At 64.2% G+C, this 25,830-nt stretch carries 26 protein-coding genes; 13 read left to right on the plus strand and 13 right to left on the minus strand.

The features are described from left to right. The first annotated feature begins 32 nt into the window (after positions 1-32). The gene (locus CHB87_RS17105; RefSeq protein ID WP_245818055.1) at positions 33-1,166 is read left to right on the plus strand and encodes a GGDEF domain-containing protein; all 1,134 of its coding nucleotides are present in this window, start codon (positions 33-35) and stop codon (positions 1,164-1,166) included. 218 nt (positions 1,167-1,384) lie between these two features. On the opposite strand, the gene CHB87_RS17110 is transcribed toward CHB87_RS17105, so the two are convergent. Continuing rightward, a complete protein-coding gene (locus CHB87_RS17110; RefSeq protein WP_245818056.1) occupies positions 1,385-2,386 on the minus strand; it encodes a hypothetical protein in 1,002 nt (333 codons plus the stop codon). A 93-nt stretch (positions 2,387-2,479) separates the two neighbouring features. Here CHB87_RS17110 and CHB87_RS17115 point away from each other — a divergent pair, with 93 nt between their 5' ends. The 4 genes from CHB87_RS17115 (at position 2,480) to CHB87_RS17130 (ending at position 5,037) form a co-directional block, all read left to right on the plus strand. Further along, a complete protein-coding gene (locus CHB87_RS17115) occupies positions 2,480-2,893 on the plus strand; it encodes a DNA-binding transcriptional response regulator (protein ID WP_342743579.1) in 414 nt (137 codons plus the stop codon). A gap of 97 nt (positions 2,894-2,990) precedes the next feature. Next, a complete protein-coding gene (locus tag CHB87_RS17120; protein ID WP_089409663.1) occupies positions 2,991-3,905 on the plus strand; it encodes a hypothetical protein in 915 nt (304 codons plus the stop codon). 96 nt (positions 3,906-4,001) lie between these two features. Beyond that, positions 4,002-4,616, plus strand: a complete 615-nt coding sequence (locus CHB87_RS17125; RefSeq protein WP_142988402.1) for a glycine-rich domain-containing protein — start codon at positions 4,002-4,004, stop codon at positions 4,614-4,616. 19 nt (positions 4,617-4,635) lie between these two features. Continuing rightward, positions 4,636-5,037 carry a hypothetical protein gene (locus CHB87_RS17130; protein WP_142988403.1) on the plus strand — a complete coding sequence of 134 codons (402 nt, stop codon included), beginning with the start codon at positions 4,636-4,638 and terminating at the stop codon, positions 5,035-5,037. A gap of 45 nt (positions 5,038-5,082) precedes the next feature. On the opposite strand, the gene CHB87_RS17135 is transcribed toward CHB87_RS17130, so the two are convergent. The 4 genes from CHB87_RS17135 to CHB87_RS17150 all read right to left on the minus strand — a co-directional run bounded on the left by CHB87_RS17135 (position 5,083) and on the right by CHB87_RS17150 (position 8,464). Continuing rightward, a complete protein-coding gene (locus tag CHB87_RS17135; RefSeq protein ID WP_176441830.1) occupies positions 5,083-5,343 on the minus strand; it encodes a BrnA antitoxin family protein in 261 nt (86 codons plus the stop codon). Positions 5,344-5,368: 25 nt separating this feature from the next. Beyond that, positions 5,369-5,641, minus strand: coding sequence for a BrnT family toxin (locus CHB87_RS17140; RefSeq protein ID WP_089409667.1), 273 nt, complete (start codon positions 5,639-5,641; stop codon positions 5,369-5,371). A gap of 69 nt (positions 5,642-5,710) precedes the next feature. Next, a complete protein-coding gene (locus CHB87_RS17145) occupies positions 5,711-6,229 on the minus strand; it encodes a DUF2059 domain-containing protein (protein ID WP_089409668.1) in 519 nt (172 codons plus the stop codon). Between the two features lie 12 nt (positions 6,230-6,241). Continuing rightward, on the minus strand, positions 6,242-8,464 hold the full coding sequence (locus CHB87_RS17150) for an OPT family oligopeptide transporter (protein ID WP_089409669.1): 2,223 nt from the start codon (positions 8,462-8,464) through the stop codon (positions 6,242-6,244). A gap of 181 nt (positions 8,465-8,645) precedes the next feature. Between CHB87_RS17150 and CHB87_RS22015 the strand changes: the two genes are divergently transcribed. Both CHB87_RS22015 and CHB87_RS17165 read left to right on the plus strand, forming a co-directional pair. Further along, on the plus strand, positions 8,646-9,647 hold the full coding sequence (locus CHB87_RS22015; RefSeq protein WP_176441831.1) for a ComFC family protein: 1,002 nt from the start codon (positions 8,646-8,648) through the stop codon (positions 9,645-9,647). 52 nt (positions 9,648-9,699) lie between these two features. Then, positions 9,700-10,359, plus strand: coding sequence for an HNH endonuclease (locus CHB87_RS17165; RefSeq protein WP_089409672.1), 660 nt, complete (start codon positions 9,700-9,702; stop codon positions 10,357-10,359). A gap of 106 nt (positions 10,360-10,465) precedes the next feature. On the opposite strand, the gene CHB87_RS17170 is transcribed toward CHB87_RS17165, so the two are convergent. Together CHB87_RS17170 and CHB87_RS17175 are read right to left on the minus strand one after the other, a co-directional pair. Then, positions 10,466-11,617, minus strand: a complete 1,152-nt coding sequence (locus CHB87_RS17170; RefSeq protein WP_142988405.1) for a helix-turn-helix transcriptional regulator — start codon at positions 11,615-11,617, stop codon at positions 10,466-10,468. Positions 11,618-11,915: 298 nt separating this feature from the next. After that, positions 11,916-14,297 carry a phosphoketolase family protein gene (locus CHB87_RS17175; protein ID WP_089409674.1) on the minus strand — a complete coding sequence of 794 codons (2,382 nt, stop codon included), beginning with the start codon at positions 14,295-14,297 and terminating at the stop codon, positions 11,916-11,918. Between the two features lie 218 nt (positions 14,298-14,515). On the opposite strand from CHB87_RS17175, the gene CHB87_RS17180 reads away from it, so the two are divergent. After that, positions 14,516-15,619 (plus strand): acetate/propionate family kinase, encoded by a 1,104-nt coding sequence (locus CHB87_RS17180; protein WP_089409675.1) that lies wholly within the window; start codon positions 14,516-14,518, stop codon positions 15,617-15,619. A 219-nt stretch (positions 15,620-15,838) separates the two neighbouring features. Beyond that, positions 15,839-16,501: a hypothetical protein gene (locus CHB87_RS17185; protein WP_142988406.1), complete on the plus strand. Its 663-nt coding sequence runs from the start codon at positions 15,839-15,841 to the stop codon at positions 16,499-16,501. 29 nt (positions 16,502-16,530) lie between these two features. Here the strand turns inward: CHB87_RS17185 and CHB87_RS17190 are convergent, their stop codons facing one another. Both CHB87_RS17190 and CHB87_RS17195 read right to left on the minus strand, forming a co-directional pair. Beyond that, positions 16,531-17,265, minus strand: a complete 735-nt coding sequence (locus CHB87_RS17190) for an SDR family oxidoreductase (protein WP_089409677.1) — start codon at positions 17,263-17,265, stop codon at positions 16,531-16,533. A 155-nt stretch (positions 17,266-17,420) separates the two neighbouring features. Next, entirely contained in the window at positions 17,421-18,326 is a 906-nt protein-coding gene (locus CHB87_RS17195; protein ID WP_142988407.1) for a LolA-like protein, read from the minus strand. A 249-nt stretch (positions 18,327-18,575) separates the two neighbouring features. Here CHB87_RS17195 and CHB87_RS17200 point away from each other — a divergent pair, with 249 nt between their 5' ends. Further along, entirely contained in the window at positions 18,576-20,189 is a 1,614-nt protein-coding gene (locus tag CHB87_RS17200) for a sensor histidine kinase (protein ID WP_176441832.1), read from the plus strand. 2 nt (positions 20,190-20,191) lie between these two features. Here CHB87_RS17200 and CHB87_RS17205 read toward each other — a convergent pair whose 3' ends face one another. Further along, a complete protein-coding gene (locus tag CHB87_RS17205; RefSeq protein ID WP_142988408.1) occupies positions 20,192-21,382 on the minus strand; it encodes a hypothetical protein in 1,191 nt (396 codons plus the stop codon). Positions 21,383-21,454: 72 nt separating this feature from the next. Further along, positions 21,455-22,447 (minus strand): hypothetical protein, encoded by a 993-nt coding sequence (locus CHB87_RS17210; protein ID WP_142988409.1) that lies wholly within the window; start codon positions 22,445-22,447, stop codon positions 21,455-21,457. Positions 22,448-22,608: 161 nt separating this feature from the next. On the opposite strand from CHB87_RS17210, the gene CHB87_RS17215 reads away from it, so the two are divergent. The 3 genes from CHB87_RS17215 to CHB87_RS17225 are packed head-to-tail and all read left to right on the plus strand — an operon-like array spanning position 22,609 to position 25,110. Beyond that, positions 22,609-23,184: a regulatory protein RecX gene (locus tag CHB87_RS17215; protein WP_089409682.1), complete on the plus strand. Its 576-nt coding sequence runs from the start codon at positions 22,609-22,611 to the stop codon at positions 23,182-23,184. Continuing rightward, entirely contained in the window at positions 23,177-24,106 is a 930-nt protein-coding gene (locus tag CHB87_RS17220; RefSeq protein WP_089409683.1) for a hypothetical protein, read from the plus strand. Before CHB87_RS17215 ends, CHB87_RS17220 begins: the two co-directional genes overlap by 8 nt. Before the next feature lie 38 nt (positions 24,107-24,144). Beyond that, the gene (locus CHB87_RS17225) at positions 24,145-25,110 is read left to right on the plus strand and encodes an amidohydrolase family protein (RefSeq protein WP_089409684.1); all 966 of its coding nucleotides are present in this window, start codon (positions 24,145-24,147) and stop codon (positions 25,108-25,110) included. Here CHB87_RS17225 and CHB87_RS17230 read toward each other — a convergent pair. Together CHB87_RS17230 and CHB87_RS17235 are read right to left on the minus strand one after the other, a co-directional pair. Next, the gene (locus CHB87_RS17230) at positions 25,107-25,553 is read right to left on the minus strand and encodes a PIN domain-containing protein (RefSeq protein ID WP_176441833.1); all 447 of its coding nucleotides are present in this window, start codon (positions 25,551-25,553) and stop codon (positions 25,107-25,109) included. The two genes, CHB87_RS17225 and CHB87_RS17230, sit on opposite strands and share 4 nt — an antisense overlap. Beyond that, positions 25,546-25,794 carry a type II toxin-antitoxin system Phd/YefM family antitoxin gene (locus tag CHB87_RS17235; protein WP_089409686.1) on the minus strand — a complete coding sequence of 83 codons (249 nt, stop codon included), beginning with the start codon at positions 25,792-25,794 and terminating at the stop codon, positions 25,546-25,548. Before CHB87_RS17235 ends, CHB87_RS17230 begins: the two co-directional genes overlap by 8 nt. Positions 25,795-25,830 lie beyond the last annotated feature (36 nt).

Below are 25,830 nucleotides of genomic sequence, written 5' to 3' on the forward strand. Positions count from 1 at the left end.
ACTACATCCGTTCTAGGCATGGAGTGGTATCGGTGAAGGAACATCGCAAGTTCGAGGTGATCGAAAGCCGCCAGATGGACCATCTGCGCGTCTTTCACGACGTGGCGCGCACGCTGACCACCTCGCTCGACCTGCAGGAGATCCTGAGCGCGATCATGGACAAGATGGCCAGCTTCTTCGGACCGGAGCGCTGGTCGCTGCTGATGGTCGACGAAAAACTGGGCGACCTATACTTCGCGATCGCAGTCGGCGAGACGGCCGCCAGCCTGAAGAATCTGCCGAGGGTGGAGATGGGCAAGGGCGTGGCCGGATGGGTGGCCGCGACCGGCAACCCGCTGATCGTGCCGGACGTGAGCCTCGACCCACAGTGGGCGGCCTTCGCGCGGCAGAACCCGGACCTGAAGATTCAATCGATCGCCTGCGTGCCGATCCGCCAGGGTTCGAAGACGCTGGGCGTCATCCAACTGCACAACAGCAAGCTGGACCTGCTGAGCGAGTACTCCATCTCGTTCCTGCGCATCCTGTGCGACTACGCGGCGATCGCCATTCAGAACTCGCGCTCGATGACCCTGATTCAGGAATTGACGATCACGGACGACTGCACCAGCCTCTACAACGCGCGGCACCTGTACACGCAGTTGGAGCAGTTGGTGAATGTGCCTTCGGCTTCGCGGGTGAAGGGGCAGCGCGGCGTCTTCAGCCTTGTTTTCATGGACATGGACCGCTTCAAGACGGTGAACGACACCCACGGCCACCTGATCGGCAGCCGGCTGCTGGCCGAGGTAGGCGACCTGCTGCGGCGCAAGATCGGCCCAGGCTGCTCGGCCTTCCGCTATGGCGGCGACGAGTTCGTGCTACTGCTGCCGGGTTTCGACAAGATCGCCGCGACCGACCTGACGATCGACATCTGCCTGACGCTGCGCAAGCTCAGCTTCCTGAACGGCGCGAACCTGCAACTGAAGGTCGCCGGCAGCTTCGGCGTCGCCACCTTCCCCGAGGATGGCGACACGGTGCACTCCATCATGAAAGCCGCCGACACGATGATGTACGAGGTGAAGAACTCGACCCGGAACAACGTGGCCGTGCATGGCATCGGCGTGCTGAAGACGCTGCCGCCGCCTCCCAGGCGAGGCGACGACTCCGGAATCCACATGATCGCCGGCTGAATCGCCCTTTATGAATCGCCCTCTCAATGAAGCTGTGTCATCCTGAGCGAAGCGAAGGACCTGCGTCTGGGATCGCCATGAATGCTTGGGTTGAAGGACAGAAGCAGATCCTTCGCTTCGCTCAGGATGACAGGCATATGCGAATGACAGGCATCTGCGGACAACAGGCGTTTGCGAATGGACGGCATTTCGGGCAGGGCGAGAACGCAAAAGACCGACTACGGCCTCCGCCGCTCCAGCGAAAACGGCCGTTTCGGCTCCGGCTTGATCGCGTCGCGATTCTCGGGCGCGGTTGGGTGAACGCCGAAGTCCCACACGCCCAGGTTGATCTCCTTATCGGAGATCACCTCCAGCAGCGCGTACTCGCCGATCAGCAGCGGCTGGTCGGGCGTCACCTTCATCCAGTGGCCGCCGGGCAGTTGCTCGGTCGTGGTTTCGACGACGTCGTCCTGCTGCTTCGTTCCGCCCAGCAGGCTGGTCTTGAAGCTGTAGACCACGCGTGCGTTGGTGCGAACCTCCGTGCGGACAATGACATAGCGGCTGGTCGCGGGGATGACGTTGCCGCGCTGCGGCTGGTTGTTCGCACCGCCGGTGTCGACCGTGAAGGCCTGCCCGCTGCCTGCGGTGTCGCTCTCATCGCCGATGCGCAGGTAGAGCACGGGCCGGTCGACATGGACCTGCACAGCGGCCCTTTCGCCCTTGAGCTGGACGACCTGGTGCGCGCTGGCGAAGGGATTGAGCGTCGCCTTCAGCATGTTGTGGCCGGTCGAGCGGTTCAGGTCGCCGTCGGACTGGACGAGCGGGACGAGTTCCGGCGCGCCCTGCCAGGTGTCGAGCGCAAGGACGCTATCCTGCTCCGGCAGATGGAGATCGGGCGCGACCAGCGGGGCGAACGAGGCGCGCTCAGCCTCTTCTTTCAGCAGCTCGGGGTCGATCGCGGGTGCGCGGTCGGGCGCATCGGGCGTCGCGGCGGCGCCGGGGCTGTGCTGGCGCTCCCACTTGCGCGTGGCGTCGAGGTCGACCAGGTCGAGCGGAATGTCCTCGGTCGCGCCGCCGCGCTCCGCGCTGACATAGCGCACCGTCTGGCCCGCGACCTGGTAGCTCATCACGATCTGGTAGCTGCCGTCCTTCAGGATCAGCCGCGTGCGATGCGGCGCGGCGGACTGCTGCGCCGCGCAGGTGAGCGAGGCGAGCAGGACGAATCTGGCAAGGCTTCTCATACGACGGCTCACCCCCAGATTTTAGCCCCTGCGAGCATGCGGCGGCCATGTTCCTCCATATGGCCCGATTTCCGCATCTAAGCAGGTATGAACATGTTGCTGAGACCGTGTTTTCTCGTAATCGACCGCGAATACGCAGGCAGCATCTCCACCCGCAAGCTCGTCATCGAGACCGCCAAGCTGAACGTCATCACCAGTTACAGCGGCGCCGAGGCGTTGGAGACGCTGGCGCACTTCCCCAACGTCAGCGGCGTCGTGATGGACGGCGGTATCCAGGATATCCCCTGCTCCGAGCTGATCCGGGCCATCAAGGCGCTGCACCCTGGCCTGCCGATCATCGTGGTCGCCGCGCCCGGGTTTACGGACTGTCCCGGCGCGGACCACCAGCTCGAAAGTTTCGATCCCGCCAGCCTGCTGGAGCTGCTAAAGAGCCTCCACCCGGAGAAGAACCGGGAGATCGAACAGCGCAGCGAAGACCTGAGCCGCAAAGATCGACTCCAGCCTTAGGCGATGACCGGTTGACCGCGACGCGCCGACACGCATCCAACCGGGCATGTTCGGGCCCCTGAGATGGAGTTGGAGCTGGCTGTCAGGCACAGGCGTCTTGCTGCTGGCGATGCTTGCGCCGCCAGCCTCTGCCTCCGTCACCGTGCTGGTGGGCGAACCCTTCGGCAGCTTCGGCGCGATGATGCCGAACGGCCACACCTCTATCTATCTCGACCGCATCTGCGCCGACGGCCCGACGAAGCTGCGTATGTGCCATCCGGGCGAGCCGCAGGGCGTCGTGGTCGCGCGCTACTTCCACATCGGCGATCTGGACTGGATCGCCACACCGCCGCTCGAGTTCCTCTACGCCGCCGATCGCGCCAGCGAGATTCCCGCCAGCGCCACAGACGCGCAGGTGGAGGCGTTGCGGCAGGCCTATCGCGCACGCTACCTTCAGGCTGCCATGCCCGCCGAAGCGGAGAACGCCAAGGCGTGGGAGGAGTGGCGGGAGACCGCCGGCATGGCCTACATCCGGCGCTTCTGGGGTTACGAACTGGCGACGACGCGCGAGCAGGACGAGCGTCTCGTCGCCGCCTTGAACGCCGCGCCCAACCGCCGCCGCTACAGCGTGATCCGGGCCAACTGCGCGAACTTCGCCGCCGACATCGTGAACTTCTACTACCCCCGCACGGTCCGGGCGGACCACCTCAGCGACCTCGGCATCCTCTCGCCCAAGCAGGTCGCGCGGCGCGTGGCGACCTACGGCAAAAAGCATCCCGAAGCCGAACTGAAGGTCATCGAGATCGCCCAGACGCCGGGCACGCTGCCGCGCAGCAAGCCCGTCCGCGGCGGCGCGGAAGGCTTCCTGAAGACCAAGCGCTACCTCGCGCCGCTGCTGGTCGTCCAGCCGGAGGTGGTGATCGGCCTGACGGCGGCGTACCTGGACCGCGGTCGTTGGCAGATCGGTCGCGGCGCGGAGGTTGTCGGGCCGGAGGAGTTCGAGCCTGTGCCGGGCGTCGTGAGCAGCCGATAGCACGGCCTGCGGATATACTGGCGGTGTAACGCGCAGCTCACACGATGGATGGGCCCTGAAGCCCGGCGCACCAGAACGGCAGTCCGGATGGCGACCATGTCGGTTCTCCCGATCTTCCTGTTGATCTTTGTCATCGTTATCTACATGACTGTGAAGGCGTCCTGGAAGACGATCTCCGCAAGCAAACCCTCTCCCGAAGCCCTTGACCTCATCTCGGTTCGCGACGCCGTGATGGAAAAGCGCGGCTGGAGCGCCGAACGCGCCGAAGCCGCGCGAATCGAATACCTCCGCTTCCTTACCCTGCTGCAGACACAGCCGGGATTCATGGTCATTCCATGGCCGAACGCCCAAGGCGAGGACGACCTCGACCAGTTCTGGCACCAGCACATTCTCGATACGCGCAAGTATGCCAACGACTGCGATCTGCTCTTCGGCAGGCTGATGCATCACAACCCGCACGTCGTGCAGGGTTCGGAGCAGGAGCTGGAGTCGGTGAAGAAGACACAGCGCCTGTACGCCCGCCGGTTCGGCTCCGACACCAACGGAGGCGCGGCCGATACTCTGCTGTTGACAGGTTGCAGCACCTGCGGGGCGTCCAGCTCCTCCCATCACTCCGGCGATGGAGGCCACGGCGGAGACAGCGCGGGTCACGGCTGCGGCAGCCACGGTTGTGGTGGACATAGCTGCGGCCATGGCTGCGGCGGCCACTGAAAGAAGTATGCTGGATGCTATGAACACAGAACTTATCTTGCGCGGCATCGACGCAGAGATCGACAAACTACTGCGCGTCCGCGCCATTCTGTTAGAGGTTGCGGAGCCGGCGCCCATCAAGCCTGTCAGCGTGAAGCGCGCCTACGCGAAGAGAGCGCCCGTGGTGGACGCTGAGCCGGAGCCGCGCGTGACGATCCTTCCACCCCGGCAAAAACGCGAGTACACGCGACGGCCAAAGCCCGCGGCCACCGCGCCGAATGCTCTCTCCGCTTCTGTCAGCGATAAGCCAGTCTTCGTGCCGAAGACCGCTCCCCTCGCCATTCCGGCGCAGGCGGCGCCGCCGCCCGACGACAGTGCGCTGGAGGCAGCGATGCGCCAGCATCTGCTTGGGGGAGCCGCGCCGGTTCGTAGCGTGAATTAGCGAATTTGCCCGGTATCCAACGCCGTTCACGAGCACGGCGACAAGCTACTTGATCTCCGTGGCTCGCTTCAGGGTCTCGTCGATGCGTGTCTGCCAGCCCGGACCGGTGGCGCGGAAGTATTCGAGAACAGACCTCGAGAGACGTAGAGAGACAAGCTGCTTCGGCGGCGCCTTCTGCGGGCCCCGCTTGCCGGGGCCGTGGATGATGGTAGCGGCATCCCAGTATGCGTCGACAGCGGCATCGTCGTTCGGATCGTACGGGCCATCCTCGGGGTCGTACGGGATCGGCGCGTCGGATTCGGCCATGCGCTTGACGTAATCCCAATCGGTCTTACTTCCGGGCGTCAAGATACCGTCGACGCTCTTTCCGTGAGGCATTGCGAAACGAGATGATGCGGACGTCGGCGCCACGTTCGACGTAGACGAGCGTGAGATATGTCTGGACGACTTGGATGACCGCAACGTCGGCATAGCGCTGTTCCTCGTTACGGTTCGTCACAACCGTAATCTTCTCCGGATTCTCGTAGACGACATAGGCATCTGCGAAGTCCAGCCGGTGTTTGGCGAGATTGGCTAGACGCTTCTTCTCGTCCCAAACGTACATGGGCTTATTGTAGCTACAACAAGTTCTTTTGACAAAGTAGCTTGCTGCTTCGTTATAGCGCTTGAATTGTCATTTCGTCGTGGACTTGCCGTACTCCTCCTGGAGCTGTTTCATGAAGTCAGCCGTCATCTGCTGTATCTGCGGGGTGAGAGCCTCCATCTTCTGGCGGTTGACCTCCAACATCCGGCTCGTCACCTCGGGCGTTTTGGCGAGGAGCTTTTGGCCGATCGGCGACTTGTAAAAGAGGAGAATCGCAGAGATCTCCTCCTCGGAGTAAAGGTCGGCATAGATCTTCTCGTAGGCTGGTCCAAGATTCGTCCAGTCGTACCTCGAAGCGACCAGCTCGGAGAGCTTCTTGTAGTACGCGTCGACCGATTTCGTCTGGTCGCTGGGCAGGCCAAAGGAGGCAATCTGCTGAGCCGCGAAGTTCTTCGACTGGGCTTCCGCCGCGACCTTCATCTGCTCGACGCGATCCTGCATGTGCGTCAGTTGAAAGTATTCGAGGAGCTTTGCATGCTTGCTCGCCTCGTCTGCGCGAGCCAGGGTTGAAATGCACAGGACGGCGGCGAAACACCAGATGCGACGCATGGTCTACTCCTCTTATTTGGTATCCAACGGCTTGCGCGCGAAGTAGTACAAACTGAACGCCAGCAACCCGAACATCACGACGCTGGTCCAGTCGTGCAGCGTGGAGTGCGCGCTGAAGCTGGCCGGGAAGCGCGGGATCGAGCGCTCGGTCGCGGCCTCGTACAGCTTCACCACCACGCCCAGCAGGCCAACGATGCCGCCCGCGGCGATCAGGCCCGAGGCGTAGAGCGAGCCGGGACTGATCTCGCTGTCCGTATCGACGGCGGCGGCGTTCTCGGCCGCCTGTTTAAGCATCGCGCGGTCAACCATCCAGCGCATCACTCCTCCGACGAAGATCGCGAGCGTCGTCGCAATCGAAAGGTACGCGCCGACCGCGAAGGTGAGCGAACGCACGCCCAGCAGCTCCACCACGATCACCAGCGCGACGCCCAGCAGGACGAGCCCCCAGGGCAGCTTCTGCGTCAGGATGCCGTTGATGACGGTCGCCATCAGCTTGCCTTGCGGCGCGGCGGCCTTCTCGCTGCCGATGCCCTGCGTCCACTGAATCTCGATCTGGTTGGTCGCCGGGTTCAGCAGATACTTGCCGTCGGGCAGCGTGGTCGAGCCGATGGCGTTCAGCAGGATGTAGTCGTGACCGTTGCCGACGATCTCCTTGTTGCCCTGCTTGCTCGAAAGCGTCAGGCGCTCACGGTCGAAGTGGCCCTTCTGCTGCACACCGTCCTTGAGCAACGCGTCGGTATAGGCCATCGGCGTGGGCAGGCGCTGGAAGGATTCGAGTCCCTTGTTCATCGCGTTCAGCGTCGCGCCGATGGAGAAGACGCAGATGATGACGCCGGCCATCAGCGCGGCTTGCTGCTTCCACGGCGTCGCGCCGATCAGGTAGCCGGTCTTGAGGTCCTGCGAGGTGTCGCCCGCGTTCGACGCCGCGATGCAGACGATGCCGCCGATCGTAATGGCCAGCGCGCCGAAGGCGGGCGCCGTCCAGCCCTTCACCAGAAAGATCGCGCAGGTCGCCATCAGCGTCGCAATCGTCATGCCGGAGACCGGCGAGGCCGAGCTGCCCACGATGCCGACGATACGCGCCGAGACCGTCACGAACAAAAATCCGAAGACCAGCACCAGCAGCGAGGCGGCGATGTTGGCCAGCAGACCAACCTGCGCCCCCGGCACGGGATGGAACTGCAGGAACGCGACGATCAGAATCAGCAACAGCACCGAACCGCCCAGCACGACCGACATGGGCAGGTCGTGCGCGGTGCGGATCGGGCCGGTCGTCCGCGTCTCCGTCTTCCCCTGCGACGCCTTGATGTTGCGGACGCCCTCCAGCAGCGCGCTCGCGATGGTGGGCATGGTTCGCATGAGCGTGATGAGTCCGGCGGCGGCCACCGCGCCCGCGCCCATCGGCCGCACGTAGGTCTTCCAGAGCGTGCTGGGGTCCATAGCCGAGATCGGCAGGGTGCCGGGGTAGATGATGAGGTCGCGGCCGAAGAAGTGGATCGCGGGCATCATGACCAGCCACGAGAAGACGCCGCCCGCGAGCATGATCGCCGCCACGCGGATGCCGATAATGTAGCCCACGCCGAGATACTCCGGCGTGCAGTCGGCGCGAATGGCCGAGCCCTTGAGGATGTGCTGCGCGCCGAAGTCCGGCTCGTAGTTCGGGCCGGAGGGCCACATCGCGAAGAGATTGTCGTTCTGAAAGAGCGTGTAGAACGCTCCGAGGCCGAGGCCGAAGAACACCCGCGAGGCGAACGAACCGCCGCGCTCGCCCGCCATCAGGACGTCCGCGCAGGCCGTGCCTTCGGGGTAAATGAGCGTCTCGTGCTCGTCGACGATGAGCTGGCGCCGCAGCGGGATCATGAACAGCACGCCCAGCCAGCCGCCGAAGAGCGCGAGGGCGAAGATGCGGGTCGACTCCAGGTCGAAACCTAAAAAGATCAACGCGGGCAGAGTAAAGATGACGCCCGAGGCGATCGACTGGCCCGCATTGCCGATGGTCTGGACGATGTTGTTCTCAAGGATGCTGGCCTTGCCGAATGCCCGCAGGATCGAGATCGAGAGCACCGAGATTGGGATCGACGCCGCGACCGTAAGCCCGGCGCGCAGTCCGACGTAGACCGTCACCGCGCCGAAGAGCACGGCGAAGATCGCACCCAGCAGCAACGCGCGGAGCGTGAACTCCGGCCGGTTGTCGGAGGCTGGGACGAAGGGCTGAAACTGGTTCGGCTCGGGCATTGGGTAGGGTGACTCCTGTATCGGGTGAATGCGTTTTGGCTTGGAGCCGAGTGTATCAGGATGGCCGTTCATCGCCCGATTTGGCGTTTTTGCCCGTCGTGGGCTTATACTTCGGTCATCGGCGCAGAGTGGCTTTGAAACTTCGTTGCGCCGTCGAGTGAGGTGTGTCTTCAGCGAGAGCTTGAATCGACAGACGCTCGGGACCGCGGCCGGAGCTCCACCCGGCGGGTCGTTTGGACCGCTCGCCAGTCCGCCTGGCGACGCGGGGCACGAGCGCGCGAGCGGTTGGCGCGCCGTCGTGAGGGTGCTGCGAAGTCCCTCCGTTCTGCCCCGGACTCTACTGCATGACCTTGTAACGACAGTCTTTCCGGCCGATTGCCGCGTCTGCGGCGGGCCGTTGCTGCGGGCTGGGATGGTTCCGGTCTGCGATGCATGTGCGGATGAGCTTGCTCCGCAGTCCAGCAGCACGTCCGGGACGCTGTGCGGGCGCTGCGGCGAGGCGCTCGGACTCAACCTCGACCTCGAATCCATTGAAGATCAAAGATTTCTCGCGGGTATGCTGCCCGAGGGTGTCCTCTGCTCGGATTGCCGGGCCACGCCGCCGCACTTTGCGCGCGCGGTCGCCTATGGCGCGTATCGCGAGGGGCTGCGTGAGATGGTCCACCAGTTGAAGTACGAGCGGGTGAGCGCGCTGGCTAAACCGCTGGGCGCGAAGCTGGCCGAGACGATCCGCCAGCTCGAAACGACGGCGGACCTCAGCCTGATGGTGGTCGCAGTGCCGCTCTTTCCTGCCAGGCAGGCGGAACGCGGGTACAACCAGAGCATTCTGCTGGCGGATGCGGCGATCCGTTTTCTAAAGACAACAACACCGGCTTGGAAGCTCACCGCCGCACACGCCGCCCTGAAGCGGACGCGCCACACCGAGAGCCAGTACGCCCTCTCGCCGAAGGGCCGCCACGCCAACCTGCGCGGGGCCTTCGAGGTTGCGGACAAAGCCGTCTTCGCGGGCAAAGAGGTGCTGCTGATCGACGACATCTACACCACGGGCGCGACGGCCGGCGAGTGCGCGCGCGTGCTGCGCAAGGCCGGCGCAGCGCGGGTCTGGGTCGCGACGCTGGCGCGTGCGCAGGTCGAGCGGGCTCGCGCGGAGCCGGAAGACTCCGTCGCCATGTGGAGCCACTAGCAAAAGTTCAGGAACTTCAATGCGGGATATCGGAACCGGAGGAACTTGCAGAATGCAGACGGGAAAGAGTCGGAAGCAGAGGGTGACGAACAGCCGGCACGCCGGACACAACGGCGCGCAGGCCAAGAAGGCGACCACGGAACTGGACGTGCGGATCGGCGTATTCCGCCAGCCGGCCATGCAGACGCCGGTGCTGGTGCTGAACGCGAGCTATGAGCCGATCAACATCTGCGGGGCTCGCCGGGCGCTCGTCCTGGTCTTAAAGGGCGTGGCGCGCGCGGAGGAGCAGCAGGGCGCGGTGTTGCACGCGCAGCGGATGAACGTCGGCATGCCGTCGGTCATCCGGCTGCTGGAGTACCGCCGCATCCCGCACCAGACCCGCGCTCTCTCGCGCAAGAACATCCTGCTGCGCGACCGCAACATGTGCCAGTACTGCTCGGTGATTCTGACGGCGAGCGAGCTGACGCTCGACCATGTGATTCCCCGTTCGCGCGGCGGCCTGTCGACGTGGGAGAACCTCGTCGCCTGCTGCCACGACTGCAACCGCCGCAAGGGCAACCAGATGCTGCACGAGCTGACCGAGATGAAGCTGCAGCGCGAGCCGAGGCCGTTCTCGCTGCACACCTCGCGCCATATCATGCGGATGATCGGCTCGGCCGACCCGAGCTGGCGGCGGTATCTTTACTTTGAATCGGGGGATGCGGCGGCTTGATGGCAACCGGTTTCGTTCGGCAGACAGAGGCCTGACACCGATTTCAAGGAATGAGCACCGATCGGAGCGGTGTCCCTCGTTGAAATCGGTGTTAGGCCCTTTTCGTTCACCCCATGCCGGGTAGGGACAGCATCAGCCGGATCAGCTCCGACTGTCTCCGCGTGCCGGTCTTTGCGAGTACGCGTTTGACGTGGAAGCGCGCCGTCTCCAGTGTAAGACGGATCTGGAGCGATATCTCCCGGGCGTCCAGCCCTTGTAGAAGCAGGTCGGCTACGCGGTTTTCGGTCGCGGTGAGGCCGTAGAGCGAGCGCAGCACGGCGGCGCGGGAGAGCGGGCGCTTCGCCGGATCGTGCAGCACGATGGTCGCGGCCAGCGCCTGCCGGCCCCGGCCAGGTGCGCCGGGAAACGAGCTGGCCGCGAGGTACAGCGGCTCTCCGGGCTTGCGTTCGAGACGCATCGCGCCCTGTCGCGGCGCGTAGACCCGCGTTCCCTCGCCGACGGCCTGCGCGATCAACCTTTGCAGCTCTTCGTTCTGGCGCGGGTCGACCGCGGCGAGGCGGTCGTTCTTCAGCCGCAGCGTGACGCCCGCGCGGAGGATGGCCTGAGCCTCCGGGTTGGTGACAACCACGCGCTTCCGCGCGTCCAGCCCGAAGACGACGTGGTCGAAGGCGGTCAGCGCGGCCTCGAGGCCCGCGATGCCGGTCTGGAGTTCGGCCATCCGGCGGTGCAGCGCAAAGGCTCGGCGGAGGTGCGGCGCCAGCGCCGACAGGACCAACCCCTCCTCTACGTCGAAGGCGCTGGCGCTGCGCGGACGCTGGAAGCTGAGATACGACGGCGCCTGTCCGGCCGCGGCGCCGGAGAGCGCGATCTTGATGCCGCAACTGTAGTACATGTCGTGGGGCCGGAAGAAGTCGTGGTAGAACTCCGAGCGCTCGAACTCCGCGTCCGGCACGGCGAGATGGCTGTAACGCACGGAGCCGGTGGGGAACATGGCGTCGCAGGGCTCGCTGAGGATGTTGACGCCGCCGTAGTGTGCGAGCAGCTTGTCGATCAGGACGGGATCGGTGCCCGCGCTGCGCAGGACGCCCGGCATGCCGGAGACGGATGCGTCGGTGAAGAGCACCGTCTGGCGTCCGCCGATGGCTGCGGCCACGCGGTCGAGCGCGTGCGGCCAGAGCTCCGGCGCATGCACCGCAGCGTAGATCGTCTCGATCAACTCAGGGAGCTGCGGCGCGCTGACAGCAGAAGTTTGAACCATACTGGGGACCCTTGCGGTTGGCTCGACCTCTTCCTCTGCGTGTCGTAGAAGTTGAGCTTAGCAATGAACCCCTGTGTTTACGAGCGGCAAAGAAAAGCTCCGGCCCCCTTTTTCGAGGATCGGAGCTACCAGGTGGGAGATTTACTGTACTCAGCGATAAAGTGTCATCTTGAGCGGAGCACAGCGGAGTCGAAAGACCTGCTTTTCGCCTGGGCTGGCATGGTCGTCGGATCGAAAAGCAGATCCTTCGCTTCGCTCAGGATGACACATCGCTCAGGATGACAAGCATTTTTAGGAGTTAGTACGGCCAGCGCCACTTCGTGATCTCGGGCTTGTCGATGCCGTTCTCGTGCGCGTAGGCGATGGACTCGATGATCTGGTCCTTTAGCCATTGCTTCACGTGGGCGCCGGTCGCCTGCAGACGCGGCACGCGGTCGATGACGTCGATGGCGAGGTTGAAGCGGTCGACCTGATTTTCAATCGCCAGCTCGAGCGGCGTGTTGATGTTGCCCTTCTCCTTGTAGCCGCGCACATGCATGTTGTCGTGGTTGGGACGCTTGTAGGCGAGCTTGTGGATGAGCGACGGGTAGGCGTGGAAGTTGAAGATGACCGGCTTGTTCGCGGTGAAGAGCGAGCAGAAGTCCTTGTCCGTCAGCCCATGCGGGTGCTCGGTCGAAGGCTGCAGCCGGTAGAGATCGACGACGTTGACGAAGCGGATCTTCAAGTCCGGGAAGCGCTCGCGCAGAATGGCCGTCGCTGCCAGCGCCTCCTGCGTGGCGATGTCGCCGGCGCAGGCCATGACGACGTCGGGGTCGACGCCGTTGTCGGTCGAGGCCCAGTCCCAGATGCCGATGCCCTTGGTGCAGTGCAGGATCGCGTCGTCCATGTCGAGGTACTGCAGGTGGTTCTGTTTATCGGCGACGATGACATTGATGTACTCGGTCGAGCGCAGGCAGTGGTCGGCGACCGAGAGCAGGCAGTTGGCGTCCGGCGGCATGTAGATGCGACAGACCTCGGCCGATTTGTTCGTCACGAGGTCGAGAAAGCCGGGGTCCTGATGGGTGAAGCCGTTGTGATCCTGGCGCCAGACCAGCGACGTGATGAGCATGTTGATGGACGAGATGGCCGCGCGCCAGCCGACCTCTTTCTTGCTGGCTTCGAGCCACTTCGCATGCTGATTGAACATCGAGTCGATGACGTGGACGAAGGCCTCGTAGGTGGAGAAGAAGCCGTGCCGGCCGGTGAGCACGTAGCCTTCGAACCAGCCTTCGAGCGTGTGCTCGGAGAGCATCTCCATGACGCGGCCGTCGAGGGCCAGCTCGCCGCCGTCGGCGTCCTCGGGCTTGAACTCGGCGTTCCAGACCTTGGGGCTGGCGGTGTAGATGTACTGCAGCTTGTTCGAGGCGGTCTCGTCCGGGCCGAAGACGCGGAAGCTGGTCATATTCTGGCGCATGACCTCCGCGAGGAAGTGGGCGAGGATGTCGGTCGGCGGGGCTTCGCTGTGTCCGCTGACATCGCCCTTGTACGCATAGTCGCGGAAGTCGGGCAGGTTCAGCGGCTTGCGCAGCAGGCCGCCGTTGGCGTGCGGGTTGGCGCTGATGCGGCGCGTGCCGGTGGGCGAGAGCGCCTGCAGCTCCGGAATGAGCTTGCCCTCCGCGTCGAAGAGTTCGGTGGGGTTGTAGCTGCGAAGCCACCGCTCCAGCTCGGCGAGATGGCCGGGGTTGTCGACGACGCTGTCGATCGGCACCTGGTGCGCGCGCCAGAAGTCCTCGACCTTGTGGCCGTCGACCTCCTTCGGGCCGGTCCAGCCCTTGGGCGAACGCAGCACGATCATGGGCCAGCGCGGACGCGTCGCGTCGCCGGTCTCGCGAGCCTTCTTCTGAATCTCGCGGATCTCGAGCACGACCGCTTCAAGCGTGGCGGCCATCTTCTGGTGCATGACGAGCGGGTCGTTGCCTTCGACGAAGTACGGCTTGTAGCCGTAGCCGGTCAGCAGCGCCTCCAGCTCTTCGTGCGGGATGCGCGCGAGAATGGTGGGGTTGGCGATCTTATAGCCGTTCAGGTGCAGGATCGGCAGGACGGCGCCGTCGCGGATGGGGTTCAGGAACTTGTTCGAGTGCCAGGAGGTCGCGAGCGGACCGGTCTCGGCCTCGCCGTCGCCGATGGCGACCGTGACGATCAGGTCCGGGTTGTCGAAGGCCGCGCCGTAGGCGTGCGAGAGCGAGTAGCCCAGCTCGCCGCCCTCGTGGATCGAGCCTGGGGTCTCCGGCGTGCAGTGGCTGCCGATGCCGCCGGGGAAGGAGAACTGCCTGAAGAACTTCAGCAGGCCGGCCTCGTCGCGGCTCTTGTCCGGGTAGACCTCGGAGTACGTGCCTTCGAGGTAGCAGTTCGAAAGCGTCGCCGGCGCGCCGTGGCCGGGGCCGGAGATGTAGATGGTGTTGAGGTCGTACTTCTTGATGAGCCGGTTCATGTGGACCCAGATCAACGACTGTCCGGGGTCCGAGCCCCAGTGGCCCAGCAGGCGGCGCTTGATGTGGTCCTGTGTCAGCGGCTCGCGCAGCAGAGGGTTCGCGCGCAGGTAGATCATGCTAGCGGAGATGTAGTTGCAGGCGCTCCAATAGCGGTGCGTGGCGCTGAGTTCTTCAGGAGACAAAGGAGTTTCGTTCGTCTGGATCGGCATGCGGCAGCTCTCTGGGTGGATCGTGAGGCGCTTCGTGAACGACGGAAGGACAGGCGGAACAGTCACATTCGCGCCGTATGGACAGCCCTGGCGGAAACTTATCTGACTTTCTTTATGGTCAGATGAACAATCGTAGGGGTTGGATGTACTGACTGTCTGTGACTCCCATCACGCGCCGGCCTGCATCCAAGCGGAGTATGGTTTGGTCAGGAGTCGGTATGAACCCGGTGCTTGTCGTGAATAGCGGTTCGTCGTCGTTGAAGTTCGGCTTGTTCGTGCAAAAAGACGCGGACGAGGAGATTCTGCTCGAAGGCACGGTGAACGGCATCGGTACGCCGGGCGGCACGCTGGTCCTCAAGGACTCGGCCGGGAAAGAGGTCCACACCGAGCCGGCTGTGGCGAAGGGCCAGTCCGAGGCTTTGACGCTTGGGCTAAAGCTGCTGGCGAAGCAGGACTTGCCGGCGCCGGTCGCGATCGGGCACCGCGTGGTGCATGGCGGGCCAAAGCTGCTCGACCATACGAAGATCACGCCCGAGGTAATCCAGACTTTGAAGGACTCGACCCACTTCGCGCCGCTGCATATTCCCGCCTCGCTGAAGCTGATCGACGCCGCCGGCAAGGCCTACCCCGGCTTGCCGCAGTTCGCGTGCTTCGACACGACCTTTCACAGGACGATGCCCGAGGAGGCCACGCATCTGGCCCTGCCGTTGGAGCTTTGGGCGCATGGCGTCCGGCGGTATGGCTTTCATGGGCTGTCGTATGAGTCGATCGTGCACAAGCTGGGCGACGCCGTGCCGAAGCGGCTGATCGTCGCGCACTTGGGCAACGGCTGCAGCGTCTGCGCGATGACCGAGGGCAAATCGGTCGACACCAGCATGGGCTTCACCCCGACGGGCGGCGTGGTGATGGCGACGCGTACGGGCGATATCGACCCCGGCGTACTGCTCTACCTGATGCGCACGGAGAAGCTCGAAGCCGAGGCGCTGGAGGTGCTGCTGAACAAGCAGTCCGGCCTGCTGGCGCTGAGCGGCGCGGGCAGCGATGTGCGCGATATCGAAAAGGTCGCCGACGGTGGCGACGCGCGCGCGGCGATGGCGCTTGAGGTCTTCTACCGGACGATCGCGAAGACGATCGCGGGCTACGTGTCGGTGCTGGGCGGGCTGGACGGACTGGTCTTCACCGGCGGAATCGGCGAGCACTCCGAGCGCACGCGCAGGGCGATCTGCGAGCGGCTAGGGTTCCTGAATGTAGGGGATATTCGTGCGCTGCCCGCGGAGGAAGAGTTGCAGATCGCTCGGCATTGCCGTCGGCTGCTGGCGTAGAATACTTTCGAGGGACGCGAGATGACTGACAAACAGCCTTCGCAAGAGTTGCAACTCGACCCGTTTGAGCATTGGCTGCGCGAGGTTGTGGGGCCGGCGTACGACGCTTTTACGGCCGATCCGTCGAGTGGGCTGTCGCTTGAAGAGGTACGCGCATCACTGAAAGCACACCGCGCAGAATCGGTCGCTCGCCGCCGATCTCGCTGATACACTCAGCGCATGTCGCGCCCTATCGCTTTCTTCGCATTGCTTTTTTGCATAAGTTCGCCAGCGCAGCCACCACAGGCGCGACATAACAGCTTTCGCTGGGATTACCACAAAGCGCAGGAACCGGATGGCGATCATACTTTGGCGAAGGCATCGGGTTTGAGCGCGGCGGATAACGCTGCTGCCCATCTTCGAATTATGCAGTTGATGCGACCGTTCTTCGTGGAAGAGCGCGACGCTCTCAAACGGAACCCTGCGGAGATCGTGAACGATACGCGACTACGCCTAATCGACTTGAATGGAGATGGAATTCCCGAAGTGATTGCTTCCCCGTCTGGAGCTGATGGCGAGTGTGGAGCCGCGAACTGCGTCTTATGGGTTCTACAGAAATCGCCAAGCGGGTATAGAACGATTCTCGATACCAGCAACGGACGCGGAACCGGCGGCGTTCAGTCGTTCACCCTCATGGAGTCGAAGACCAGCGGATTCCGCGATCTCATTCTTGCGGCTCACGATTCGGCTCGCGACTCCACGCTCTATATCTATCGTTTCGGCAAGGGGCGATATCTCGCTCGGGAGTGCTATGAGGCAAGCTGGCCGTGGGATATGCCAGACAATGCCGATGTGCCGCCAACCATCACGCCATGCAAGCGGGCAGGAGCGGTTGGCTATTAGCCTCACCGCTTCCGCCCTCTACGCCAAACTTACCAGGGCAGCTCCTGCCCCAGGTGAATGAATCGCCCATTCGGCCCATCCTCACCGATCAGCGCCAGCTCCACGCTGGTCTGCGCGCCCTCGGGAATCTCCATCGGCGCGGCCTCGGTGCCCATCTCGGTCTTCACCCAGCCCGGGTGGGCGGAGTTGACCTTGATCTTCGTGTCCTTCAGCTCCGCCGCGAGGTGGATCGTGAAGGAGTTCAACGCGGCCTTCGAGGCGTCGTAAGCAAAGGCCTTGACGCCGGCGATGGGGCTGTTCGGATCGGCGTGCAGCGTCAGAGAGCCGAGGATGCTCGACAGGTTCACGATGCGGCCGGCGTCGCTCTTCTTCAGCAGCGGCAGGAACGCACGCGTTACCGCGACCACTGCGAAGACGTTGGTCCCAAAGATCTTCAGCAGCTCCTCTTCGCTCGTCTCGCTGACCTTCTGGTTGAAGAGATCGTCACCTACACCCGCGTTGTTGATCAGGATGTCGAGCTTGCCGTAGTGGTCGGCGACGAACTTCGCCGCCGCCTCGCGGTCCGCGGCTTTGGTCACGTCGAGCTTCACAGGAACGACGTCCAGCCCCTCGGCCTTCAGCTTGTCGGCCGTCTCCTCCGCCGCGCTCAGCGAACGGGCCGCCGCGATGACGGTGATGCCCTTCTGCCCAAGCTGCCGGGCGGTCTCCAGCCCGATGCCACGATTTGCGCCAGTCACGAGTGCGATCTTCTTATCGGTTGCCATGTTGATGAATCTCCTGCAAGAAGAGATGTCGGGGCCGCGGAAGTCGGTGCATGAATTTAAGACCAATCGGTCGCAAACACCTAACACCGATTGGCGCCGATTGGACCGATCAAAGACGAAAGCAGATCCTCTTCGAGGATGACAAACAAGAAAAGCTAAGGCTTGCCGGAGTCCTTTTCCTCGATCACGTTCCCGTTCGCGTCCAGAACGCGGCTCTTCGCCTTGAAGATGTAGCGTTTGTAGTCGGTGTATTTCACGATCGTGCGGATGTGGACGTCCTGCGAGAGCGCGCCCTGCTGCGCGGCGAAGTGCAGGTTGCCCTCGGCCTTGGTGTAGGTCGGGAACCAGTATTTACCGTCCACCTGCTCATAGTAGGTGGTGAAGGGCGGCTGAAGGTCTTCGTGGCCCTTGCGCGTATCCTGCGGGACGGTCTTGCCGTTGATGAGCACGATCTGGAAGTCCTGCTGGTCGACCCAGACCTTGCCCTGGAAGTAGCGCTTGCCCTTTTCGAGCGTCTTCGGTCCAGCCTGGAAGACGTAGGTGTCGAGCTCGTCCACCTTCTGCTTGCCCAGGTAGGTGACGTCGTACTTCGGCAGGTCTTCGGTGGTCAGGATGAAGGGCAGGCGGTTGCGGATCTCGTCGAAGTCGGCCTCGGTCATGATGACGCGCTCGATGGTGTTGGCCGGGGCGAAGAGCACGCGCTCGACGCGGCGGCCCTCGGGCGTGAAGTCGATCTGCGAGAGCTGCTGGTACTCGCCGTCGGGGCGGCCGGTGTCCTCGGAGATGGTGTCGGTCTTGACGAGCTGTTTGAAGGTGTACTCGTCGCGCGCCTTGCGGAACTCGGTCTCGCGGATGCCGAGCCGTTTGACGATCTCCTCGGGCGCGATGCCCTGCGGGGCGGAGGTGTCGAGATCGCCGAAGCCGGAGTCCTGCGCGGACGCCGCAGCCGGCGCCGGACCGGCAACCGGACCGTCCACATTTCGGACAGGTACCAGCGCGCGCAGCGGCGAGGCCGATACCAGAAGCAGCAGCAGAACCGGCATCGCGGCGCGTGACGCCAAAGTCGTAGAACGTTTCCCGCGCACGGACCTTTGGGTGATTGTTACCGGGTTCAGCCGGGCTCTATCGTAAGCAGCTTGAAGGGTAATTTGGTTCGGCATAAAGGTGTGCAGGACTCCCAGGCTGTGTGGTAACAAACCGCGGTGCCGGAAACGGCTTCGCTACGGATGATTAGACGCCGAGGATACGCATTCGGTCGACATGAAGTGAGGGCAGCAGGCATGAATCACGTCTTGGGGCAGCAAACCGCAATGGCAATCGCAACCGGCATGGGCTGGGACAACGTCGACCTGTGGGCCGGCGCTCACATGATCGCGATGATCTGCGTCCCGATTCTGGCCGTGACCTCGGTCGTGCTCTACCAGCAACTGAACGTCGAAACCGTGGCCAAGCGCAACGAACGCCGCCGCCGCGAAGAACTTGAAGCCTATGAGCGCATGGACACCGCCCTGCCCGCCAGCATCGGCGCCGGCGGCGCGTATGCGGTCGACGCCGCGCGCACCATGGCCAAGCAGGTGTGCCGCATCGTGACCGAAAAGAGCGTCTTTCCGCGCGCCGCCATGCTGATGCGCAATGCCGAAGGCCGCCTTTACTGCGCAGGCTCGGCCGGCGTGGACGACCTGACCCTCAACGCGCTGCTCGCCTGGGGCGAACAGGTGGTGGCGGAAGAGCGTGGCGCCACCGGCGCGGCCGACCCCAAGTCCGAAGTCGTACCCACCCGCGCCATCCGGCCCGGCAGCAAGAGCTTCACCATCCCCATCGGCACATGGGAGAACTTCGACCCCGAGGCCAGCAAGCGCAAGGTCGAAGGCAAGCGCGAACGCCGCAAGTGGCGCCGCGCGATCATCTCGCCGCTGCGCACGCCGGGCGGCCGGCTGGTGGGCGCCATCGCGGTCTGCGCGGACGACAGCGCGCGCCGCAGCCAGGAGTGGATGAAGAGCTCGAACCGAGGCATGAAGCCCGGCGAAGAGCGTCGCGAGCGCGGCCTCGAACAGGCCATGGGACCGATCGAGGCGCTCTGCGCCAAGCTGGCGACGACGATCGAGAATGCAGCCCTATCCGAGCGGCTCTTGCGTGCGGAGAAGCTCGCCGGGCTGGGCCAGCTCGCCGGCGGAGTCGCCCACGCGCTGAACAATCCGCTGACCGCGGTGCTGGGCTTCGCCGAGCTGATCGAAGAGACCTCGACCGACCCGCGCGTGCAGCAGGACGCCCGCACCATCGTCTCCGAGGCGCGGCGCATGCGCGACACCGTGCAGAGCCTGCTGAACTTCTGGCGGCCGGTCACGAGCGCCGACGAACCCGTGCAGATCGGCCCCATCGTGCGGGAGCTGACCGACGCCTGCGCCGCCACGCTCGAACAGCGCGGCGTGAAGCTGATCGTCACCACGCCGGCCGACGCGCCGCCGATCCGCGGCAGCCGCGAACGCCTGCGCCAGGTGCTCGAACATCTGCTGAACAACGCCGCTCAGGCCATCGCCACACGCAGCGAAGAGCAGGCCAGGGAACAGACCAGCCGGCTCGGCGTCCTGCCCTCCACGGTCGACGAGCCGGAGATCGAGCACTCGATCCGGGTGACGATCAGCCACGACGAACGCGCGCTGCATGTGATCGTCAGCGACACCGGCCCGGGATTCCGCGAGCCCGGCCGCGTCTTCGACCCCTTCTACACCACGCGCCAGCCCGGCGAGGGCGCCGGCCTCGGACTGAGCATCTGCTACGGCATCGTGCGCGAGCACGGCGGTGAGATCAGCGCCTTCAACCTGCATCCACGCGGCGCCGCGGTGGTCATCGAACTACCCGTCCGCAAGACGGTCACGGGCGAGAGCGGCAGCTCCGACCGCGTGCTGGTGCGGGATGTAGCCTGAGGCTAACTGCCCAAAGCGCGAAATCCCACACGGGCCGCCGAATAATCCACCATCAACTGTACCGCCAGTACGGACAAGCCGCCGATGTTCATTCCCGGCTGCCCGCGCATGAACTCATTCACCTGACACATCACCAGCGTGAGTCCCTGCGCGGAGGCCGGCAACGCGGCTTCGTCGATCGTGTAGGTGAACGACGCGCCCCGATCGTCTCCCAGTGAGATCTGCAGATTCGCGCTGGTGGAGACGCAGTTGACCGAGCCGCTTGTCCAGGGTGGATTCGCCGCGGCTGGCGGCCATATCGTCCCATAGACCAGTCCGGTCGGATCGCTCAGATAGACCGACGTGCCGCCGGAATCGACCATCGCAATGGCGTTCGCACCGGGCGCCGGCCAGCCCGTCGCGGTCGAGGCGATCTTCAACAGCTTCGGCCTCAGAGCCATCCAGGGGCAATTCGCGACGACCTGCAAAAACTGGTACCCGTTGGGTGCGGCGCCGTAGAGCCGCAGCGTCGACTTCTCGGATACGCCCTGTGGGTTTGCGGCATTGAAGACCTCATCGGCGGTTGCGTAGTCGAACTCCGCGAACGGAGTGCCCGTCGCATACGCCAGAGGCGATTTGAGGGTGACGGGAATGCCTGCCGGAGTATTCCAACCGCTGGCGGTCCATGGCTCGATGCAGCCTGCTCCGAAGTTCGCCGTACGTCCCCCGCCCGCCGCCGAATCCGCCGTGCAGGCGAGGAAGACGCAGGCCTCAATGACGAAGGGCTCTCCGGTATCGGTGAGAAGCTGGATCGGCCCCTGAACCACATTGGCGGGACATCCCCAGGGCTCGGTCGCCTGACCCAGAATCGTGTACTGCGCCTGCCAGTTGGGGATCGCCGCGATGTCCTCCCAGCGCGGCACCACCAGAACGGTATTTCCAGAGTCCAGGATCAGGGACACATTCATGCCCGCCGGGCTTCCCGCGAAACCGGCATAGAGATACGCATCGAAGCTGCTGGCCAGCGATACGGTCGAAAGGGAGATGTCGACGCTGGCCGGCGGCGCGGCGCCCACCATGCGCATCATCCCGGTGAACAGCTTGCTTACACGTCCCGGCTTCGTTCGACGCGGCTTCGGCCTATGCTCTCTGGGAAGAGGCACGGCATGGTGCAGCGCCGCGCGAGTAAGCCGGTTTACGGAAAGTAGCTCCATCGCGAGGGTCTCCAAATTGGATTGGTCGTACTTTCTTCGAGCCCCTGTTCCACAAAGTCTTTCAACGTCGACTTACTGAGCCGGCTGCGACTGATAGGTGATCGCGAACGACCACGCCTTGAAGTTGTTGACCTTGGTTTGCGCCATCGTCGTGCTGTCGATGTAGGTCTGCGACGGGCCGAACGCGCGCGAGATCGACACCCTGGCGGAGTTGGTGATCAGGATGCCAGCCGATACCTGGCCGATGTCGTTGTTCACCCGCTTGCCGAAGCCGTAGTCGCGGGCGTATCCGTGCGACGTATAGCTGTACCCATACGAACCGCCGATAAAGACGGACCCCGCAAAGGCGCCGGAGCCGGAGGCAGGAGCATTGAGCGAATTCACGACGAAGAATGACTCGATCTGCGTGGAATGGTGCGATGGCGGAGAGGAGGCGGTCGTGGATGTGCCTGCCTTGAAGTTCTGAATATCGACGCCCTCCCGGCTTACCACGTCGACCTCCCAGCCGGTTCCCCCGGCCTTTGTCATGTCGTGGTTGTACAAGAGAAGCGGAAAGTCGCCGACGAATTGGATCGTGCCGCCATAGAGCATGTTCTGCGTCGCCTGCCCGGCCGCGCTGGCGGAGAGAGTAGGGACCGTCCCCTGGACGACGCTGGTCTCGCCGGTCGAACCCGCCTGAATGTTCGAGGTGACCTTGGCCTGCCATCCGCCTGGCATGATGAGCGACACCAGATCGGCCGAGACCGTCGCCGAACCGGACGCGCCGTTGTAAACCGAGCCTACCTGAGTCAGTGGCGCGACGGGTCCGTTTGTCCCGAAGAACGACTGAATCGAGGCGCTATCCTGCCCGATTGTGGGTATGGGGCAGAACGAACATGGGTTTGGGCTGCTTCCGTTTTGCGGCGCAAGCGCAGGCGCGTGAAGGTTGCTGGCCTTGCCGGATACCTGCGAAGTGCTCGCGGCTGTCGGGACGTGAATCGTCTGCGCGGCGGCGAAGTGAGAGCACAGAAAAAGGCCAAGGACGGCCACGAAGACATGGGAATGCCTGTTTGAATTGGAACGCATATTTTCTCCCCTAATTGCTCGATAGTGCAGGGCCCATGTGGTTTGGATTGACAGGCCAAGTCTCTGTGGGAGAACGATTTGCGTCAACAGGAACAGGTTGGCCCGGTATCCGCCGGGTTAACAGGCGCAAGTCGGTTTAGAGTGATGGGTGGAGATACGCCTTGCCCTTTGCCAGTACCAAGAAACGCGACCCTGTTGGCGAACCCGAGCTCTTCGAGTACGCCGTTGGGACGCTCGCGCGCAAGATGCGCACCGTCCGCGACCTGAAGCGGCTGATGAAGCCACGCGCCCACGAGGGCGAGCAGGGCGAGCGCGACATGGACGCTGTCGTGACCCGGCTGATCGAGCTGAAGTACCTCTCCGACACGCGCTTTGCCGCCGACTACACCCGCATGCGCAAGGAGAACCAGAGCTTCGGCCGGCGGCGCGTCCAGCAGGATCTGGCGCAGAAGGGCGTCAGCAAGGAGCTGGTCGAGACCACGCTCGCCGCCGCCTACGACGAGGCCGACGAGGTGGAACTCGCCCGCCAGTACACGGTTCGCAAGCGCATGAAGCCGCCGGCCGACCAGAAGGAGACCGTCCGGACGATGAACCGGCTGATGCGCGCCGGCTATTCGTCGAACGCGATCTTCAAGCTCTTGCGAACGTGGAACGTCGCCGAAGAGGCCATTCCGGAGGTGGGCGGCGACTCCGACAGCTACGCGGAGCCGGACGAACGCGCGGAGTCCGATGATTGAGCGTCCTGTAGCGCCCGATCGTCTGATCGCGGTCGACTGGTCCGGCGACAAGGGTCCGGGCCAGAAGAAGAAGATCTGGGCCGGCGTCTGGACTCGCTCTGCCAAAGGCCGCATCGCCGGCGGCAAGGTCATCCTCGAGGACGGTCGCACCCGCGAGCAGCTCGCCGCATGGCTGATCGAACTGGCCCGCGAGACCCCGGCCATGGCCGTCAGCATCGACTGCTGCTTCAGCTACCCGGCTTGGTTTCTCGCCGAACATGGCTGCGGGGACGTCTTCGAGTTCTGGCAGCACGTCGCCTCCGGACACGGCGAGCGCTGGCTGGGCGAGACCTGCCTGCCCCACGAGCGAGACCTCCGCTTCTGGGGCAAGCCGCATAAACGTCCTGAGATCTTCTGCGGCGCAGGCCTGCCGCGCATGATGCGCCGCACCGACATGGAGAACAAGATCGAGCAGGCGCTCGAAGGCGGCGACCCGGACCGAGCCGCCAGGATGAAGGGCATTACGCCGAAGTCGCCCTTCCAGATCGGCGGAGCGGGCGCCGTCGGCACGGGCAGCCTGCGCGCCATGCCCTGGCTGCTGAAGCTGTGGCGGCACGGCTTCCGCGTCTGGCCGTTCGAGGACGCGGCGCCCGCGCAACCGCTGCTGGTCGAGATGTACACCCGGCTGCTGACCGGCGCGGTGAAGAAGTCGAACCCGCTGGCCCGTAAGTCCTATCTGCTGAAGAAGAAGCAGGAAGATCCGGAGCTTTACGCGGGCCTCACGCGGGCGGTCGTCGCCAAGGCGCAGGGCAGCGAGGACGCCTTCGACGCGCTCGTCTGCTGCCTGGAGATGGTCCGCTGGCAGGGGGAGTTCCCCACCCTGCGCGCGACCGAGGATCCCATTTTGAAGCTTGAAGGCATTACCTGGCGGCCCGGCGTCTGAAAGTGAACCCATCCCAGTGGGACGCCATCTAACCTGCCATGCGGACGATCACCCTCGAAGAACACTTCATCACCAGCAATTTCGTCAAGACCACGGAGGCCCACGGCCACCATACCCCGGCCGCCATGGCGCGCATGCAGGCCCTGCTGATGGACCTCGGCGCGGGACGGATCGCCGCCATGGACGAGGCCGGCGTCGACCTGCAGATCCTGTCGCTGGCCGCCATGGGCCTCGACGTGCTGGACGCGCCGACCGCGACCTCCGTCCTGCGCGATGTGAACGATGAGCTGGCGCAGGCGATCGCCGCCCACCCCAAGCGCCTCGGAGGCTTCGCCGCCGTGAACCTGAAAGATCCCGCCGGCGCGGCCCAGGAGCTGGAACGCTGCATTCGGAAGCTCGGCTTCCAAGGGCTGCTGCTCGACGGCACGACCGACGGCCTCTTCCTCGACGATCCGCGCTTCCTGCCGGTGCTCGAGGCCGCCGTCGCCCTCGATGTGCCGGTCTATCTGCACCCCGCGCTGCCGCCAGAGCCGGTCCAGCAGGCGTACTTCTCCGGCCTGCCGGGCGATACGGGCTTCCTGCTCTCGATGGCTGGCTGGGGCTGGCACTCGGAGACCGCGATCCACACCCTGCGGCTGATCGCCGCCGGCGTCTTCGACCGGCTGCCCACGCTACAGCTCGTCATCGGCCACATGGGCGAGATGCTGCCGATCGCGCTGGCTCGCACCACGGCCGTGCTCTCGCGGTCGGGCCAGCTCAAGCGGCCGGCGGCGGAGTACTTCCAGACGAACATCCACCTGACGACCAGCGGCTACTTCACCCAGCCGCCGCTGCGCTGCGCGCTGGATGTGGTCGGGATCGACCGGCTGATGTTCTCGGTCGACTACCCGTTCAGCCCGAATACGCATGGGCGCCAGTTCCTGACAGACGCGGCCGGGACGCTGAGCGCAGAGGATATGGCGAAGCTCACGCATGGGAATGCGGAGCGGCTGCTGAAGCTCTAGTCGCCGAAAAGGCCGGAGAGTTCCTCCGGGCTTATCCGAAACGGATTCACGACACGCAGCCTGTCATAGGAATGATCATGTTGCATGTCTTCTGAAAACAGCACGCTGGCGCCGGCTCGCAAAGCCGTCGCCAGCATAAGGCAGTCGAAAAACTGCAGTTCGAAGCGGGCGTGAAAGCGCATCGCCAGATCAAGGTCCGGCGGCTGCTGCCCTACGACTGCCAGCTCTGCCTGAAGATCGCGGACTATAGCAGATGCGGCGGCCGGGGCAAGCAGCTTCTTCTTTGTGGCCGACCGGTAAAACTCGCTCAGGCATTGGAGCGGCATAGGCGCTCTGCGTCGATGAGCGGCTGTCAGCAACAGCTTTGCAGTCCTGTGCTTCTCCGCGTCGCGCGAATCGAAGGCATAGAAGAGGATGTTCGTATCGAGCGTAAACTCAGTCACGTTCGTAGAGCTCTTCGCGCCCGCTCCAGACGCCGCCAAGATCGACACCCCGATCCATGAGCCGCGTCAGCCGTTGCCAGGCTTCGCTATCGCCCGTCTGCTGCGCAGTCGCTCCACGAAACGGGATAACTTCGGCCACCGGCCTGCCGTTGCGCAACACCTCGACACTGCGTCCCGCCTGAGCCTCGGAGACCGCGGCGGCAAACTGCTCTTCCTCTTCACGAAGCTGCACCTGGCTCATTGCGGTCTCCTCTTCACCGATTGTACCCCTCTCCGC

Origin of the sequence: Granulicella rosea, from assembly GCF_900188085.1 — a bacterium.
GTDB lineage: Bacteria > Acidobacteriota > Terriglobia > Terriglobales > Acidobacteriaceae > Edaphobacter > Edaphobacter rosea.

Excerpts from the sequence above, each read along its gene's own strand:
- CHB87_RS17110 (WP_245818056.1), bottom strand. The coding sequence starts at position 2,386 with ATGAGAAGCCTTGCCAGATTCGTCCTGCTCGCCTCGCTCACCTGCGCG.
- CHB87_RS17115 (WP_342743579.1), top strand. The coding sequence starts at position 2,480 with ATGTTGCTGAGACCGTGTTTTCTCGTAATCGACCGCGAATACGCAGGC.
- CHB87_RS17125 (WP_142988402.1), top strand. The coding sequence starts at position 4,002 with ATGTCGGTTCTCCCGATCTTCCTGTTGATCTTTGTCATCGTTATCTAC.
- CHB87_RS17130 (WP_142988403.1), top strand. The coding sequence starts at position 4,636 with ATGAACACAGAACTTATCTTGCGCGGCATCGACGCAGAGATCGACAAA.
- CHB87_RS17135 (WP_176441830.1), bottom strand. The coding sequence starts at position 5,343 with ATGGCCGAATCCGACGCGCCGATCCCGTACGACCCCGAGGATGGCCCG.
- CHB87_RS17140 (WP_089409667.1), bottom strand. The coding sequence starts at position 5,641 with ATGTACGTTTGGGACGAGAAGAAGCGTCTAGCCAATCTCGCCAAACAC.
- CHB87_RS17145 (WP_089409668.1), bottom strand. The coding sequence starts at position 6,229 with ATGCGTCGCATCTGGTGTTTCGCCGCCGTCCTGTGCATTTCAACCCTG.
- CHB87_RS17150 (WP_089409669.1), bottom strand. The coding sequence starts at position 8,464 with ATGCCCGAGCCGAACCAGTTTCAGCCCTTCGTCCCAGCCTCCGACAAC.
- CHB87_RS17165 (WP_089409672.1), top strand. The coding sequence starts at position 9,700 with ATGCAGACGGGAAAGAGTCGGAAGCAGAGGGTGACGAACAGCCGGCAC.
- CHB87_RS17170 (WP_142988405.1), bottom strand. The coding sequence starts at position 11,617 with ATGGTTCAAACTTCTGCTGTCAGCGCGCCGCAGCTCCCTGAGTTGATC.
- CHB87_RS17175 (WP_089409674.1), bottom strand. The coding sequence starts at position 14,297 with ATGCCGATCCAGACGAACGAAACTCCTTTGTCTCCTGAAGAACTCAGC.
- CHB87_RS17180 (WP_089409675.1), top strand. The coding sequence starts at position 14,516 with ATGAACCCGGTGCTTGTCGTGAATAGCGGTTCGTCGTCGTTGAAGTTC.
- CHB87_RS17185 (WP_142988406.1), top strand. The coding sequence starts at position 15,839 with ATGTCGCGCCCTATCGCTTTCTTCGCATTGCTTTTTTGCATAAGTTCG.
- CHB87_RS17190 (WP_089409677.1), bottom strand. The coding sequence starts at position 17,265 with ATGGCAACCGATAAGAAGATCGCACTCGTGACTGGCGCAAATCGTGGC.
- CHB87_RS17200 (WP_176441832.1), top strand. The coding sequence starts at position 18,576 with ATGGCAATCGCAACCGGCATGGGCTGGGACAACGTCGACCTGTGGGCC.
- CHB87_RS17205 (WP_142988408.1), bottom strand. The coding sequence starts at position 21,382 with ATGGAGCTACTTTCCGTAAACCGGCTTACTCGCGCGGCGCTGCACCAT.
- CHB87_RS17210 (WP_142988409.1), bottom strand. The coding sequence starts at position 22,447 with ATGCGTTCCAATTCAAACAGGCATTCCCATGTCTTCGTGGCCGTCCTT.
- CHB87_RS17220 (WP_089409683.1), top strand. The coding sequence starts at position 23,177 with ATGATTGAGCGTCCTGTAGCGCCCGATCGTCTGATCGCGGTCGACTGG.
- CHB87_RS17225 (WP_089409684.1), top strand. The coding sequence starts at position 24,145 with ATGCGGACGATCACCCTCGAAGAACACTTCATCACCAGCAATTTCGTC.
- CHB87_RS17235 (WP_089409686.1), bottom strand. The coding sequence starts at position 25,794 with ATGAGCCAGGTGCAGCTTCGTGAAGAGGAAGAGCAGTTTGCCGCCGCG.